14 protein-coding genes and 1 tRNA gene are annotated in these 13,111 nt (G+C 70.7%); 9 read left to right on the forward strand and 6 right to left on the reverse strand.

The annotated features are described in order from the left end of the window. The first annotated feature begins 74 nt into the window (after positions 1-74). The 3 genes from ACOFKX_RS16780 to ACOFKX_RS16790 all read left to right on the forward strand — a co-directional run bounded on the left by ACOFKX_RS16780 (position 75) and on the right by ACOFKX_RS16790 (position 1,302). On the forward strand, positions 75-323 hold the full coding sequence (locus ACOFKX_RS16780) for a hypothetical protein (protein WP_419828186.1): 249 nt from the start codon (positions 75-77) through the stop codon (positions 321-323). Then, positions 323-634 (forward strand): hypothetical protein, encoded by a 312-nt coding sequence (locus ACOFKX_RS16785; RefSeq protein WP_419828187.1) that lies wholly within the window; start codon positions 323-325, stop codon positions 632-634. Before ACOFKX_RS16780 ends, ACOFKX_RS16785 begins: the two co-directional genes overlap by 1 nt. A gap of 77 nt (positions 635-711) precedes the next feature. Then, positions 712-1,302 (forward strand): hypothetical protein, encoded by a 591-nt coding sequence (locus ACOFKX_RS16790; RefSeq protein WP_419828188.1) that lies wholly within the window; start codon positions 712-714, stop codon positions 1,300-1,302. Between the two features lie 100 nt (positions 1,303-1,402). Here the strand turns inward: ACOFKX_RS16790 and ACOFKX_RS16795 are convergent, their stop codons facing one another. Then, positions 1,403-1,684, reverse strand: coding sequence for a hypothetical protein (locus tag ACOFKX_RS16795; RefSeq protein ID WP_419828189.1), 282 nt, complete (start codon positions 1,682-1,684; stop codon positions 1,403-1,405). 66 nt (positions 1,685-1,750) lie between these two features. Here ACOFKX_RS16795 and ACOFKX_RS16800 point away from each other — a divergent pair, with 66 nt between their 5' ends. Next, positions 1,751-2,578 carry a tyrosine-type recombinase/integrase gene (locus ACOFKX_RS16800; protein WP_419828190.1) on the forward strand — a complete coding sequence of 276 codons (828 nt, stop codon included), beginning with the start codon at positions 1,751-1,753 and terminating at the stop codon, positions 2,576-2,578. Positions 2,579-2,590: 12 nt separating this feature from the next. Here the strand turns inward: ACOFKX_RS16800 and ACOFKX_RS16805 are convergent. Then, positions 2,591-2,664, reverse strand: a tRNA-Gln gene (locus ACOFKX_RS16805). A 135-nt stretch (positions 2,665-2,799) separates the two neighbouring features. Here ACOFKX_RS16805 and ACOFKX_RS16810 point away from each other — a divergent pair. The 5 genes from ACOFKX_RS16810 to ACOFKX_RS16830 all read left to right on the forward strand — a co-directional run bounded on the left by ACOFKX_RS16810 (position 2,800) and on the right by ACOFKX_RS16830 (position 7,462). Next, positions 2,800-3,837 (forward strand): Ppx/GppA phosphatase family protein, encoded by a 1,038-nt coding sequence (locus ACOFKX_RS16810; RefSeq protein ID WP_419828191.1) that lies wholly within the window; start codon positions 2,800-2,802, stop codon positions 3,835-3,837. Then, a complete protein-coding gene (locus tag ACOFKX_RS16815; protein WP_419828192.1) occupies positions 3,834-4,505 on the forward strand; it encodes an RlmE family RNA methyltransferase in 672 nt (223 codons plus the stop codon). The genes ACOFKX_RS16810 and ACOFKX_RS16815 overlap by 4 nt, the downstream gene beginning before the upstream one ends. Positions 4,506-4,585: 80 nt before the next feature. Continuing rightward, positions 4,586-5,152, forward strand: coding sequence for an ATP-dependent protease subunit HslV (gene hslV, locus ACOFKX_RS16820; protein WP_419828193.1), 567 nt, complete (start codon positions 4,586-4,588; stop codon positions 5,150-5,152). Between the two features lie 15 nt (positions 5,153-5,167). Next, positions 5,168-6,472 (forward strand): ATP-dependent protease ATPase subunit HslU, encoded by a 1,305-nt coding sequence (gene hslU, locus ACOFKX_RS16825; protein ID WP_419828194.1) that lies wholly within the window; start codon positions 5,168-5,170, stop codon positions 6,470-6,472. A 96-nt stretch (positions 6,473-6,568) separates the two neighbouring features. Beyond that, a complete protein-coding gene (locus tag ACOFKX_RS16830) occupies positions 6,569-7,462 on the forward strand; it encodes a DMT family transporter (RefSeq protein ID WP_419828195.1) in 894 nt (297 codons plus the stop codon). Here ACOFKX_RS16830 and hflX read toward each other — a convergent pair. The 4 genes from hflX to ACOFKX_RS16850 all read right to left on the reverse strand — a co-directional run bounded on the left by hflX (position 7,459) and on the right by ACOFKX_RS16850 (position 13,019). Continuing rightward, entirely contained in the window at positions 7,459-8,748 is a 1,290-nt protein-coding gene (hflX, locus tag ACOFKX_RS16835) for a GTPase HflX (protein WP_419828196.1), read from the reverse strand. The two genes, ACOFKX_RS16830 and hflX, sit on opposite strands and share 4 nt — an antisense overlap. Beyond that, a complete protein-coding gene (gene hfq, locus ACOFKX_RS16840; RefSeq protein WP_419828197.1) occupies positions 8,745-9,275 on the reverse strand; it encodes an RNA chaperone Hfq in 531 nt (176 codons plus the stop codon). The genes hflX and hfq overlap by 4 nt, the downstream gene beginning before the upstream one ends. Before the next feature lie 86 nt (positions 9,276-9,361). Beyond that, positions 9,362-10,747 (reverse strand): sigma-54-dependent transcriptional regulator, encoded by a 1,386-nt coding sequence (locus ACOFKX_RS16845; RefSeq protein ID WP_419828198.1) that lies wholly within the window; start codon positions 10,745-10,747, stop codon positions 9,362-9,364. A 1-nt stretch (position 10,748) separates the two neighbouring features. Continuing rightward, entirely contained in the window at positions 10,749-13,019 is a 2,271-nt protein-coding gene (locus tag ACOFKX_RS16850) for an ATP-binding protein (protein ID WP_419828199.1), read from the reverse strand. Positions 13,020-13,111: the final 92 nt, after the last annotated feature.

Below are 13,111 nucleotides of genomic sequence, written 5' to 3' on the forward strand. Positions count from 1 at the left end.
GCACAGTAGCGAGCCGAGCGGAGGGTGCAACCTCCAACCCGGCTCTGACCACAACCGATCCTTAGGAGATCGTCATGGCTACTGCACCCGTTATCACGGGCGCGCCGGCGCGCGCACCCTGTTCAACCCTCGCTTCAACCGAGCCTCATCCCGTCCTGGGAGAGATCGCCCGCTTCCTGGCGGCGACCGGCTGCACCGCGAGCCGCTTCGGCGTCGAGGCGCTGGGCGACCCGAACCTCGTCCGCGAGCTGCGCCAGGGGCGCGACATGCGCCGGGCCACGCTCGCCCGCATCCGCCGCTACATCGCGGAGGGGGACGCCTGATGGGCTTGCACCTCCACCCCACCTACGTGCTCGCGAACCGCGCGGAGATCGAGGCGGAAGTCGAGCGGCTGATCGCGCTGCTCGACATGGCGGACGGCGACTGCGACCTGGAGGACGACGACCCGGCCGGTGATCCGCTCGACATAGAAGGGGAGGCGCCCTCCGACGTGGGCACCGCCGTCATGGCGACGCGCCCGATCTACGGTGTCGATCAGTCGCACGGCCCGACCAACGAGGCGGCCGCGTATCGCGCGCACAAAGCCGCGCAGCTTGGGCTGGTGCGGACCGCGACCGGATGGCGATGGCCGTAAGATGCCGTCCAAGTTGGCGCTTGCCACTACGGCGGCAATCCTGTAGCTAGTCGGCAAGCGCCAACCAAGGACGGCCCATGAACCTCTTTCACGACCGCTTCGCGACCGGGCAGGTCGTCACCGCAACCGGCGTTCCGAACCCGACGCTGCAAAGCTGGCTCAAGCGCGACCTGATCGTCGGCCACAAGGATAACCCGATCGTCGGCGGAGGCTCGCCCGGCGCGCACCGTCGCTTCTCGTTCTACAACGTGATGGAGATCGCGATCGCGAAGGGGCTGCTCGATATTGGCTTGGGCAGCGTCACCAACGCCTTCATGGCGGCGACGAGCTTTGCCCACGTGGGCGGCAGCGGCATCGGCAACGAGCCCGACCGCCACCCCGGTCTGCCGTTCGATACGCGGCCGAGGGCGGGGTACACCCTCCTTTGCGTTGCCGGCGAGCGGCGCGCGGCGATCCACTGGACGCCCGGCGTCGATCCCTTGGCGATCATCCGCCACCGCCTTGGCAATGCCGGCGGGTTCGTCATGCTGGAGATCGACCCGATCTTCTGGAGCGTCACTCACCGGCTCGGCTACGACCATCGCGACGTGCTGGAGCTGGCCTACCCGGGCCAGCCGAAGGCTCCCGTGTGGGACGACGCCGCGATCCAGCCGCTCGCCGACGAATGACCGAACATCCCGCCCCTTTCCTTGAGGCTGCTGCGGCGCGGCCGATAACGACAAGCCGGATGCCTTGGGCGGGCGCGACCGCAAGCGCGCAGATGGAGGCTCAATCCGGCACCGCCGCAACCTTCGCCATCGCCGAGAGGCAGACGGCTTTCACCGCGCCGAGGGCTTCGGCCCTCGGCCAGCATGAGGACGGACGAGCATGAACCTGCACCAGTTGCGCCAGCGCAAGGCCGAGCTCCGCTCGTCCACGTCGGCGATCATCGCTGCGCCCGGCGGCACGGATGGCCTGCTGACGGACGAGCAGCGCACGACCGTCAACGAGGGCTTCGCCGAGCTGGATCGCCTCCAGGCCAACGAGACGATCCTGGAGCGGCAGGCCCACGAGGACGGCGAGGCGCGCGGCCGGCCGCTGAACGATCGCGAGACCGACGACGGGATGGAGTATCGGGTGTTCCCCGGCGCGACCTCCCGCACGACCGCAACCGACTTCACGACGTGGCGCCTGCCGAACGGCGAACACGTTCCGGTGCTGAGCCGCGAGCAGCGCATCGCCGACTTCCTTCCGACGGAACGCACCGCCGCCGATGAGATCGGGCTGGGCGGCTTCATGAAGGCGCTGGTCAACGGCCCGCGCAACGACCTGGAGCGTCGCGTGCTCGCCGAGGGCAGCGTGTCCGCTGGCGGCGCGATGGTTCCTGCTGCGCTCGCAGCGCAGGTGCTCGACGCCGCCCGCATCAGGAACGTCGCCTTCCAGGCTGGCGCGATGACGATGCCGATGCCGGCCGTGCAGACGCAGATGGCGAAGATCGTCAGCGACGTCCGCTTCATGTCGCACGAGACGATCGCGGGCGGCCGGATCCGGCTCGATCAGAGCAAGACGAACAACGCCGTCGACGTGCCCGTGGTCGAGCCTTTGAGCGACGCCCTAGCGGCTGGACCGCTTGGCGCATCCCTCCTTCTGGAAACCAAAGATGGGGCCGCCTTCACGCCGAAGGGCTTCTACGGGATGATGAAGAAGGCGTGCATCGCCGCCGGCATCCCTCACTGCTCGCCGCATGGCCTTCGCAAGTCCGCTGCTCGACGTTGCCGCGAGGCCGGTTGCAGCGATGACGAGGGCATGGCGATCACGGGCCACAAGAGCGTGCGAGAGTATCGCCGGTACGCTGGCGAAGACGCGCGTGGCGCTCGCGCCGACACCGCGATGGGTAAAGTAATGGCTAACCGGGCTTCTAAGTTAGCCCGCGAGGCGAAGGAAACCATTGACGATGCCGCATAAACTGCGGCCGAGTGGATGCCCCGTGAGGATTCGAACCTCAATTGACGGAGTCAGAGTCCGTAGTCTTACCTTTAGACGACGGGGCACCAAGGCGTCGCGCCTCCTAGGTTCGGCTCCGGGCGCTGTCAACGTGCGCGGCTTGCCGCCGGGCGCCGCCGGCCCTAGCATCCACCGCAAGCAGCGGCGGGATTTTCCGCCGGGACTGATCGGGTGAGGCGGCGATGGCGGAGACCGCCGAACGATGGCCGCAGGGGGGCGCGACGCGCCCGGCGAGCGGCCGTGGAGCGGGCGTGACGGCGTCGCGCGCCTACGCCGCGCTCGATCTCGGCACCAACAACTGCCGGCTGCTGATCGCCCGCCCGTCGCCGGACGGGTTCGTCATCATCGACGCCTTCTCGCGCATCGTACGGCTGGGGGAGGGCCTCGCCGCCACCGGCCGCCTCTCCGACGCGGCGATCGAGCGCGCGGTGGCGGCGCTCGCAGTGTGCGCCGACAAGCTCCGGCGCCGCAACGTCGCGCTGGTCCGCTCGGTGGCGACCGAAGCCTGCCGCCGGGCCGAGAATGGCCGCGAGTTCGTGGCGCGGGTCCGCTCCGCCACGGGCATACACCTCGACGTGATCGACGCGGGCGAGGAAGCGCGTCTCGCGGTGCTGGGATGCCAGGCGCTGCTGCCGCCGGGCGACGGCTTGTCGCTCGTCTTCGACATAGGCGGCGGCTCGACCGAACTCGTGCTGGTGGAGGCGACGGGCGATCGCGTCCGCATCGTCGACTGGCACTCGGCGCCGTGGGGCGTCGTCTCGCTCGCCGAGGCGGCCGGGGCTCCGCGCGACGCCGACGCCTCGGCGGGCCTCGCCGCCTACGGAGAGATGCGCGCCCGCGTGCGCGAGGCGTTCGCGCGATTTGCGGAAACGCTGCCGCGCGGGGCCGAGGCGCCGCGCCTGCTCGGCACGTCGGGCACGGTGACGACGCTCGCCAGCGTCCATCTCGGCCTGCCCGCCTATGATCGCCGCGCCGTCGACGGGCTTACCGTGCCGGCCGCCTCGATGCGCGCGATCAGCACTCAATTGTCGGGCATGACGTTGGCGGAGCGCGCGACGCTGCCGTGCATCGGGCAGGAACGCGCGGACCTCGTCGTGGCGGGTTGCGCGATCCTGGACGAGATCCTCGACATCTGGCCGGCCGAGCAGCTCGCCGTTGCGGATCGCGGCATCCGCGAGGGCATCCTGCGCTCGCTCATCGGTCAGCGGCCGACGACATGACGGGCGGGGGCGGAGGACGGCAGCGGGTGCGGACCGCGCGGGGGCGCACCGTCGCCTCGCAGCGCTGGCTCGAACGCCAGCTCAACGATCCCTATGTCCGCCGCGCGCGGAGCGAGGGATACCGCAGCCGCGCCGCCTACAAGCTGATCGAACTCGACGAGCGCTTCGGATTTCTAAAGGGCGTCGGGGCGGTGATCGATCTCGGCATCGCGCCCGGCGGCTGGTCGCAGGTGGTCCGGCGGCTGCGCCCCAAAGCACGGATCGCGGGCATCGACCTGCTGCCCGTCGATCCGATCGACGGCGTCGCCATCCTCCAGCTCGATTTCATGGCGGACGAAGCTCCTGCCCTGCTCTCGCAGGCGCTAGGCGGCGCGGCTGACCTCGTCCTCTCGGACATGGCCGCCAACACCGTCGGCCACCAGCAGACCGATCACCTGCGCACGATGGCGCTCGTCGAGGCCGCCGCCGCCTTTGCGGTGGAGGTGCTGGAGCCCGGCGGCGCGTTCGTCGCCAAGGTGCTGGCGGGCGGCGCCGACAACGCGCTGGTGGCCGAGCTCAAGCGCAACTTCACGACGGTGAAGCACGCCAAGCCGCCCGCCAGCCGCAAGGAATCAAGCGAGTGGTACGTGGTGGCGCAAGGCTTCAAGGGCGCCCGACCGCCCGCCTGATCCCGCGACCTTGGCAGCGCGCGCCCCTTCCCTCACGCCGCCCCGATCCCATATGCGCGGGGGAGGCAAGAGGAGCACGGATGAGCGAGGACAGGATCGGCTGGCACGGGACGACGATCCTCTCCGTACGCCGCAATAGCCGGGTGGTGATCGCCGGCGACGGGCAGGTCAGCATGGGCAACACGGTGATGAAGCCCAACGCGCGCAAGGTGCGCCGGCTCTCGACCGGCGACGTGATCGCCGGCTTCGCGGGCGCCACCGCCGACGCCTTCACCCTGTTCGAACGGCTGGAGGCGAAGCTGGAGCGCCACTCCGGCCAGCTCATGCGCGCCGCCGTCGAGCTCGCCAAGGACTGGCGCACCGACAAGTATCTGCGCAACTTGGAGGCGCTGATGATCGTCGCCGACAAGGACGTGACGCTGATCCTCACCGGCAACGGCGACGTGCTGGAGCCGGAGGCGAAGAACGACAGCGTCGTCGCGGCGATCGGGTCCGGCGGCAACTACGCGCTCGCCGCCGCGCGCGCGATCGCGGACTATGAGGCGGACGCCGAGACGATCGCGCGCAAGGCCATGGCGATCGCCGCCGAGGTCTGTGTCTTTACCAACGATCGGCTGACCGTCGAAACGCTCGACGCCGCCGCCTGACGATTCGAGAGACGAATGAACGACGCCCTCACCCCCAAGGCCATCGTCCGCGCGCTCGACGCGCACATCATCGGCCAGGCCGACGCCAAGCGCGCGGTCGCCGTCGCGCTGCGCAACCGCTGGCGGCGACAGCGCCTCGCGGTCGACCTGCGCGACGAGGTCTCGCCGAAGAACATCCTGATGATCGGACCGACCGGCTGCGGCAAGACCGAGATCAGCCGGCGGCTCGCGAAGCTCGCCGACTCGCCGTTCGTGAAGGTGGAGGCGACCAAGTTCACCGAGGTGGGCTATGTCGGCCGCGACGTCGAGCAGATCGCGCGCGACCTCGTCGAGGAGGCGATCCGGCTGGAGCGCGAGCGCCGCCGCGCCGCCGTGCGCGAGAAGGCCGAGGAGGCCGCGCTCGCCCGCCTCATCGACGCGCTCGTCGGCAAGGACGCGTCGGAGGCGACGCGCACCGCCTTCACGCAACGGTTCCGCGACGGTCATCTCGACGACAAGGAGATCGAGATCGAGGTCGAGGACGCGGGCCAGACGCCGTTCGAGATCCCCGGCATGGGCGGTCAGGTCGGCATGATCAACCTGGGCGAGATGATGGGCAAGGCGTTCGGCAACCAGAAGCCGACCAAACGCCGCAAGCTCGCCGTGCCCGCCGCCTGGGCGAAGCTCGTCGAGGAGGAGCAGGACAAGCGGCTCGACACAGACGACCTCAATCGCGCGGCGCTCGCCGACGCGGAGGCCAACGGCATCGTCTTCCTGGACGAGATCGACAAGATCGCCGTCTCCGACGTGCGCGGCGGCTCGGTCAGCCGCGAGGGCGTGCAGCGCGACCTGCTGCCGCTGATCGAGGGCACGACGGTCGCCACCAAATACGGCCCGATGAAAACCGATCACGTCCTCTTCATCGCGTCCGGCGCGTTCCACGTCGCCAAGCCGTCCGATCTGCTGCCCGAGCTTCAGGGGCGCCTGCCGATACGCGTCGAGCTGAAGGCGCTGACCGAAGCCGATTTCGTCGCGATCCTGTCCGACACGCGCGCGTCGCTCACGCAGCAATATGTCGCGCTGATCGGCACCGAGGGCGTGACGATCGACTTCACCGAGGACGGCATCGCCGCCATCGCGCGGGTCGCGGCGGAGGTGAACGGCTCCGTCGAGAATATCGGCGCGCGCCGGCTCCAGACGGTGATGGAGAAGCTGCTCGAGGAGGTGAGCTTCGACGCCGAGGATCGCGCCGGCACTCAGGTGACGATCGACGCCGGCTATGTCGAGGCCCATCTCTCCGAAGTCGCGCGCAACACGGACCTTAGCCGCTACATCCTCTGACGCCGGCGCACGCCGCGGGGGCGGAGTAGCAGGTCCAAGCGTCTTCACCGGCTCGACCGCTCGACAAGCGTCGTGCCGGCGGCCACGAGCCCGGCCATGTCCGGTGCCGTGGCCTCCGTCCTGTTCGTGCTCGTCTGGTCGACGGGCTTCGTCGTGGCGCGCGCGGCGATCGCTCACGCGGATCCGCAGGCGTTCCTGCTGGCCCGCATGGCGGCGACCGCGCTGTTGCTCGGGCTCGGCGCGGCGGCGCTACGCGAGCGGCGGCTGCCGGCGACGCGCGCGGCGATGCACGTCGGGCTCGGCGCGGCGATGCCCGGCTTCTATCTCTGCGCGAGCTGGTGGTCGGTGGGTACCGGGATGCCGGCGGGCGTCATGTCGCTGCTCGGCGCGCTCCAGCCGCTGCCGATCGCGCTCATCGCCTTCCTGGGTTTCGGCGAGCGGCTGTCGACGCGCTCCGTCGCGGGCATGGCGGTGGGCGTGGCGGGTGTCACGATGGTCCTGGCGCCCACGCTGGAGCGCGGCGGCGCGACGCTCGCGGTGCTGCCGGCGGTCTTCGGCCTGGCGGCGGTGCTGGCGATGGCGGCGGCCACGCTCGTCCAGCATCGCCTGCTCGCGGGCGACCCGCTACTCGGGACGGTCGCCCTCCAGAATGTCGGCGGCGCGGTCACCGGCGTGCTCGGCTGCCTCGTCGTCGGCAGCACGCGCTGGGACGGGGGCGCCTGGTTGTGGGCGAGCTTCGCCTGGTCGGTGCTCGGCTTGTCGATAGGCGGACTGGTGCTGTTCGCCTGGCTGATCGGCCGACAGGGCGCGACGCGCGTGTCGACGCTGCTGTTGCTGGTGCCCGCACTCGCCGCCGTCGAGGCATGGGCGCTGTTCGGGGAGACGCTGGCGCCGTTCCAGATCGTCGGTTTCGTGCTCGCGCTCGGCGGCGTGCTGCTGGCGCGCCGCGCCGCCGACCGGACGCCGGAGCCCGCCGCCGAGCCTGCCTAGACCCGCGCGGCGAAACGCGCCCAGTCGCTCTCCTGGATACGGACGTCGATCCGCACCGTCTCGCCGGCATCCTCGCGGGCCAGCACCTCGCCGTGGCGGTGCAGCCAGGCGATGGCCGCGCCGTCCGCGCTCGCGAGTTCGACATGATGGACGCGCGCACCGCGCGTCAGCCGCGCCGACAAGGCGTCGCGGAGCGCGTCGACGCCCTCTCCGCCCAGCGCCGAGATCGGCACCACGTCGTCGCGCCGCGCCGCCTCCGCGAGCAGCGCCTCGCGCCGCTCCGGGCCGAGCAGATCGAGCTTGTTCCACGCCTCCAATATGGGTGCCGCTTCCGCGCCGCTGGCGCCGATCCCGGCCAGCACGTCCGCGACGTCCTCCGCCTGCGCCTCGCTGTCGGGATGCGAGACGTCGCGGACGTGGACGATGATGTCGGCGGTGATCACCTCCTCCAGCGTGGCGCGGAAGGCGGCGACGAGCTCGGTCGGCAGATCGGAGACGAAACCCACGGTGTCGGAGAGGATCGCCTTGTCGATGCCGGGAAGCTGGATTTGGCGCATCGTCGGATCGAGCGTCGCGAACAGCAGGTCCTGGGCCATCACGCCCGCGCCGGTCATGCGGTTGAACAGCGTCGACTTGCCGGCATTGGTGTAACCGACCAGCGCCACGACCGGCCAGGGTGCCTTGCGGCGGCGCTCCCGATGCAGCCCGCGCGTCCGGCTCACCTCCGCCAGCTCCCGGCGCAGCTTCGCCATGCGATCGCGGATCATGCGGCGGTCCGCCTCGATCTGCGTCTCGCCCGGACCGCCCAGAAAGCCGAAGCCACCGCGTTGGCGTTCGAGGTGCGTCCAGCTCCGGACCAGCCGGCCCGCCTGATAGTCGAGATGCGCAAGCTCCACCTGGAGGCGGCCTTCCGCGGTGGCGGCGCGCTCGCCGAAGATTTCGAGGATCAGGCCGGTGCGGTCGATCACCTTGGCGGCGAGCGCCTTCTCCAGGTTGCGCTGCTGGATCGGGCTGACGGCGGCATCGACGACCACGAGTTCGGCCTGGGCGACGCGCACGGCCTCGGCGATCTGCTCCACCTGGCCGACGCCGAGCAGGGTTCCCGCCCGCGCCGAGCGGACGCGGAACGCCAGCCTCTCGACGACGTCGAGGCCGATCGCCGCCGCGAGGCCCGCCGCCTCGTCGAGCCGGGCGGCGCTCGAACGATTGTGCGCGCCGAGCTCGGGCAGGACGACGATCGCGCGCGCGCCACGCGCCAGCCCGTCCTCGCGGGCGAAACCGCTCAAGCCGCCTCGCCCTCCTCGTCGTCGGCTTCGATGAGGTTGACGGGGTGCAGCGGCTGAACGGTGGAGATCGCGTGCTTGTAGATGAGCTGGCTCTGCCCGTCGCGGCGGAGCAGCAGGCAGAACAGGTCATAGGCGGCGATCTCGCCCTGAAGCATCACGCCGTTCACGAGGAACATCGTCACCGGCTCGGCGGCGTTCCTGACCGCCGTCAGGAAGATGTCCTGCAACTGCGTGCCGCGCTTGTTCTGCGCGAACGCCGCCTCGATGGGCGCGAGGTCCATCGCCTGCGCGGGCATGATCGTGGAGATGGCGTGCTTGTAGATGAGCTGCGCCTGCCCGTCGCGACGGAGCAGCACGGAGAAGTTGTCGAACCAGGTGATGATGCCCTGGAGCTTGACGCCCTTGACGAGGAACATCGTGACGGGGGTCTTGGATTTCCTGAGCGTGTTTAGGAACATGTCCTGAAGGTTGTTGGGCTTTTCGGCCATGCTACCGGTCTCCGGCACTTGGCGGGACGTGGCCCGCATCGACGCCGTTCGATGGCGCTCGCGCCCCCGCCGCGCGCGGGAACGAACCCATGTAAGTCGGCACCGGCAGGCCGGCAATGACGCCGCTACTCGTCGCCGTCCTTCGGATCACCCAGCCCCAGCGACTTGAGCTTGCGGTGCAGCGCCGACCGCTCCATCCCGATGAAGTTGGCGGTGCGCGAGATGTTGCCCGAGAAGCGGCGGATCTGGACGCGCAGATACTCGCGCTCGAACGTCTCGCGCGCCTCGCGGAGCGGCGTGCCCATGATCGACCGTGCGGCGTTGCCGGGCGCCAGGCGCTCCTGGTCCGACAAGACCTCGGGCGGCAGCATGTCGGCGTCGATCGAGCCCAGGCGATCGCCCGGTGCCATGATGATCGTCCGCTCGATGACGTTCCTGAGCTGGCGGACATTGCCCGGCCACTCATAGGCCTGGAGCGCGCCCACCGCCTCCAGCGACAGCTCGGGCGCCGGTACCCGCCGCTCGGCGGCGTAGCGCGCGACGAAGTGGCGGGCGAGCACGGGAATGTCCTCGCGACGGTCGGCGAGCGCGGGCAGGTGCACGGGCACGACGTTGAGGCGGTAGTAGAGATCCTCGCGGAAGCGCCCCGCGGCAATCTCTTCAGGCAGCGTACGCGCGGTAGCGGAGACGACGCGCACGTCGACCTTCACCTGCGCGCCGCCGCCGACGCGCACGAAGCTCTGATCGGTGAGCACGCGCAGGATGCGCGCCTGCGTGGTAAGCGGCATGTCGGCGATCTCGTCGAGGAACAGCGTGCCCCCATGGGCCCGTTCCAGCAGGCCCGGGCGAACGACGTCGCCCCCCTCCTCCACGCCGAACAGCTCCTCCTCCACGCGCTCGGGCGTCATCATCGCCGCCGAGACGATCACGAACGGCGCGCGCGCGCGCGTCGACCAGGCGTGGAGCAGGCGCGCCGCCACCTCCTTGCCGCCGCCCGCCGGACCGGTGACGAGCACGCGGCTGCCGGTGCCCGCCACGCGCTTCAAGGTGGCGCGCACCGCGTTCAGGGCGGCGGATTGCCCGGTCAGCTCCTCCTCCTGGCCGACCTGCGCGCGCAGCGTGGCGTTCTCGCGCTGGAGCCGGTCGGTCTCGGTCGCGCGCGCCACCAGCAGCAGCAGGCGCTCGGCCTCGAACGGCTTCTCGATGAAGTCGGCGGCACCGCGCCGGATGGCGGCGACGGCGGTGTCGAGATTGCCGTGTCCCGAGATCACCAGCACCGGCAAGGTCGGGTCGCGGCGCTTGATCTCGTCGAGCAGGTCGAGCCCGTCGAGCTTCGATCCGGTGAGCCACACGTCGAGCAGCACCAGGCTCGGCCGGCGATCGCGGATCGCGGCCAGCGCCTCGTCGCTGTTCGCCGCTCCCCGCGCCGCGTAGCCCTCATCCTCGAGCACGCCCGCGACCAGTTCGCGGATGTCGCGCTCATCGTCGACGACCAGTACGTCCAATGCCATGTCAGCCGACCTTCATCCTGAGCGGATCGCCATCCTCCGCCAATTCCCCGTCATCCTCCCGACCGAGCGGCGCCAGCTTCACGGGATCGAGCGTGACCGCGACGACCGAGCCGCCTCCCTCCCGATCGGCGAACGCTATCGTGCCGTAATGCTCCTCGACGATCTTGCGAACGATCGCCAAGCCCAGCCCCGTGCCGCCGGCGCGGGTGGTCATGTAGGGTTCGGTCAGCCGCTCGCGATCGGCGGGCAGGCCAGCACCGGTATCCGCGACCGCGACGACGATGCGGCCGGTATCCTGCGCGATGGTCATCGCCACCGCCTCGCGTCCCGCCGGCTCGCCCTTGCCGGCGATCGCCTCCACCGCGTTCTTGACGATGTTGGTGAGCGCCTGGCCGAGCAGCCGCCGATCGCATACCAGCACGGGCGAGGGATCGGGCGCGTCGAGGGAGAAGGCGACGTGCGGATGCGCGACCTCGTGGAGGAACAGCGCCTGACGCGCGATGTCGACGATCGGCTCGGGCCGGAACACGGGCTTGGGCATTCGCGCGAAGGAGGAGAACTCGTCGACCATGCGGCGCAGATCGCCGACCTGACGGACGATCGTCTGCGTCAGCCGCTCGAACACCGCCGGATCTGACTGCACCTCGCGGCCGTAGCGGCGCTGCAGCCGTTCCGCGGCGAGCTGGATGGGGGTGAGCGGGTTCTTGATCTCGTGGGCGATACGCCGAGCGACATCCGACCAGGCGGCGCGGCGCTGATCCAGGAGCTGCTCGGTGATGTCGTCGAAGGTCATGACCTCGCCGTCCTCGGCGGCGACGACGCGCACCGCGAGCGTGCGCACCCCGCCCGCCGAGGCGAGCTGGATCACGGCCTCGCGCCGCCCCTCGTCGAGGAGCTGCACCAGCTCGGGCGCGACCTCGGCGAGCGGACGGCCGACGGGCGACGCGTCGCGGGTGGAGAGCAGCGCCTCTGCGGACTGGTTCGTCATCCGCACGCTGCGATCGCGCGCCACCGAGATCACCCCCGCCGACACCCCGCGCAGCACCGCCTCGGTGAGCGCGCGGCGCGCCTCGACCTGGCGGTTGGCGGAGACGAGCGCGCCGGTCTGCTCCTCCAGCCGCCGCGTCATGCGATTGAACGCGGTGGCGAGCACGCCGATCTCGTCGCGTCGCGTGGCGGCGGGCACGCGCGTGGAGAGATCGCCCAGCGTCACCTTGCGCGCCGCGTCGACGAGGTTGGACACGGGTCGCGTCAACCGGTCCGCCACGGCGAAGGCGATCCAGATCGCGATGCCGACGATCAGCAGCGAGACGAGCAGCAGCGCGGCGTTGAAGCGGACCTGGAGCAGTCGCGACCGCTCGACGAAGCCGCGATAGTCGCCCAGCGCGCTCCGCGCCCGCGACACCTGCGCGAGCACCAACGGATCGACGCGGCGCGAAGCGTAGAGGTAGAGGCGCGCGCGCGGATCGACCGCGATGCGCGCGACGATCCGGTCGCTGGCGGTATCGGCGATGACGTCGCCCCCGTCGAGCTTCTTCAGCAGCGGCGTGGGCATCAGCTCGGCCGCGGGCCGCGCCGTCGTCAGGTTGATGAAGGCGAGCAGGCGGGGGACGTGGTCCGGCCCTTCCGCGATCAGCGCGATCTCCGACAGGCTGCGATAGGTGAGCTGCTGGGCGAGGAAGGGCGGCACCCGCGGATCGTCGATCGCGGCCTGCCGCAGCACGTTGCGGAAATCCTGCGCCATAGCGACCATCTCGCCGTCGATGCGCTGCTTGTTCTCGGCGACGTAGGCCTCGGCCACGCGGTCCGCGCTCTCCAGCACGGTGCGCGCGGAATCGGAGAACCAGAAGGCGACGCCATATTGGAAGAGCAGCGAGGCGAAGATCACGACGAGCAGGGTGGGGATCGCCGCGATCGCCGAGAACAGCGCCACCAGCCGGATATGGAGCCGCCCACCCGCCCCCGATCCGCTGCGCAGCGCGCGCGCGCGCGCCAGCCGCCGCGCGAACAGCACCATGACCGCGATCGCGGGCACGAGGATGGCGACGAGCAGCAGCGCCACCAGCGCGGGCGTCACCGGCCGCTGCGCGGTACCGCCCTGGCCGACCACTGCGTAGGCGGCCGCGACCATCGCGACGAAGACAGCGATCGTCGCCGCCTCGACGAGCGGAACGAGCCGCTCAGGCCGGCGCAGGAGCGCGAGCCGGCGGCGCCATCGCGGCTGCCGGGCGGGCGGGGCAGAGCCCGTCGCACCACCTGTCCGAGCGATCATCGTGGCCGCCTTACCACACAGGGTTGCGCGCGCAACACGCAAGCCGCCCTGCAGCCCAGCGCTGACGCTAGCGGGATCGGCATGGGGATCAC

The sequence above is a fragment of the Sphingomonas sp. genome (genome assembly GCF_965200105.1).
GTDB lineage: Bacteria > Pseudomonadota > Alphaproteobacteria > Sphingomonadales > Sphingomonadaceae > Solisphingomonas.

What these genes read in the sequence shown, in the direction of transcription:
- ACOFKX_RS16780 (WP_419828186.1), top strand. Translation starts at nt 75, where the DNA reads ATGGCTACTGCACCCGTTATCACGGGCGCGCCGGCGCGCGCACCCTGT.
- ACOFKX_RS16785 (WP_419828187.1), top strand. Translation starts at nt 323, where the DNA reads ATGGGCTTGCACCTCCACCCCACCTACGTGCTCGCGAACCGCGCGGAG.
- ACOFKX_RS16790 (WP_419828188.1), top strand. Translation starts at nt 712, where the DNA reads ATGAACCTCTTTCACGACCGCTTCGCGACCGGGCAGGTCGTCACCGCA.
- ACOFKX_RS16810 (WP_419828191.1), top strand. Translation starts at nt 2,800, where the DNA reads ATGGCGGAGACCGCCGAACGATGGCCGCAGGGGGGCGCGACGCGCCCG.
- ACOFKX_RS16815 (WP_419828192.1), top strand. Translation starts at nt 3,834, where the DNA reads ATGACGGGCGGGGGCGGAGGACGGCAGCGGGTGCGGACCGCGCGGGGG.
- hslV (WP_419828193.1), top strand. Translation starts at nt 4,586, where the DNA reads ATGAGCGAGGACAGGATCGGCTGGCACGGGACGACGATCCTCTCCGTA.
- hslU (WP_419828194.1), top strand. Translation starts at nt 5,168, where the DNA reads ATGAACGACGCCCTCACCCCCAAGGCCATCGTCCGCGCGCTCGACGCG.
- ACOFKX_RS16830 (WP_419828195.1), top strand. Translation starts at nt 6,569, where the DNA reads ATGTCCGGTGCCGTGGCCTCCGTCCTGTTCGTGCTCGTCTGGTCGACG.
- hfq (WP_419828197.1), bottom strand. Translation starts at nt 9,275, where the DNA reads ATGCGGGCCACGTCCCGCCAAGTGCCGGAGACCGGTAGCATGGCCGAA.
- ACOFKX_RS16845 (WP_419828198.1), bottom strand. Translation starts at nt 10,747, where the DNA reads ATGGCATTGGACGTACTGGTCGTCGACGATGAGCGCGACATCCGCGAA.
- ACOFKX_RS16850 (WP_419828199.1), bottom strand. Translation starts at nt 13,019, where the DNA reads ATGATCGCTCGGACAGGTGGTGCGACGGGCTCTGCCCCGCCCGCCCGG.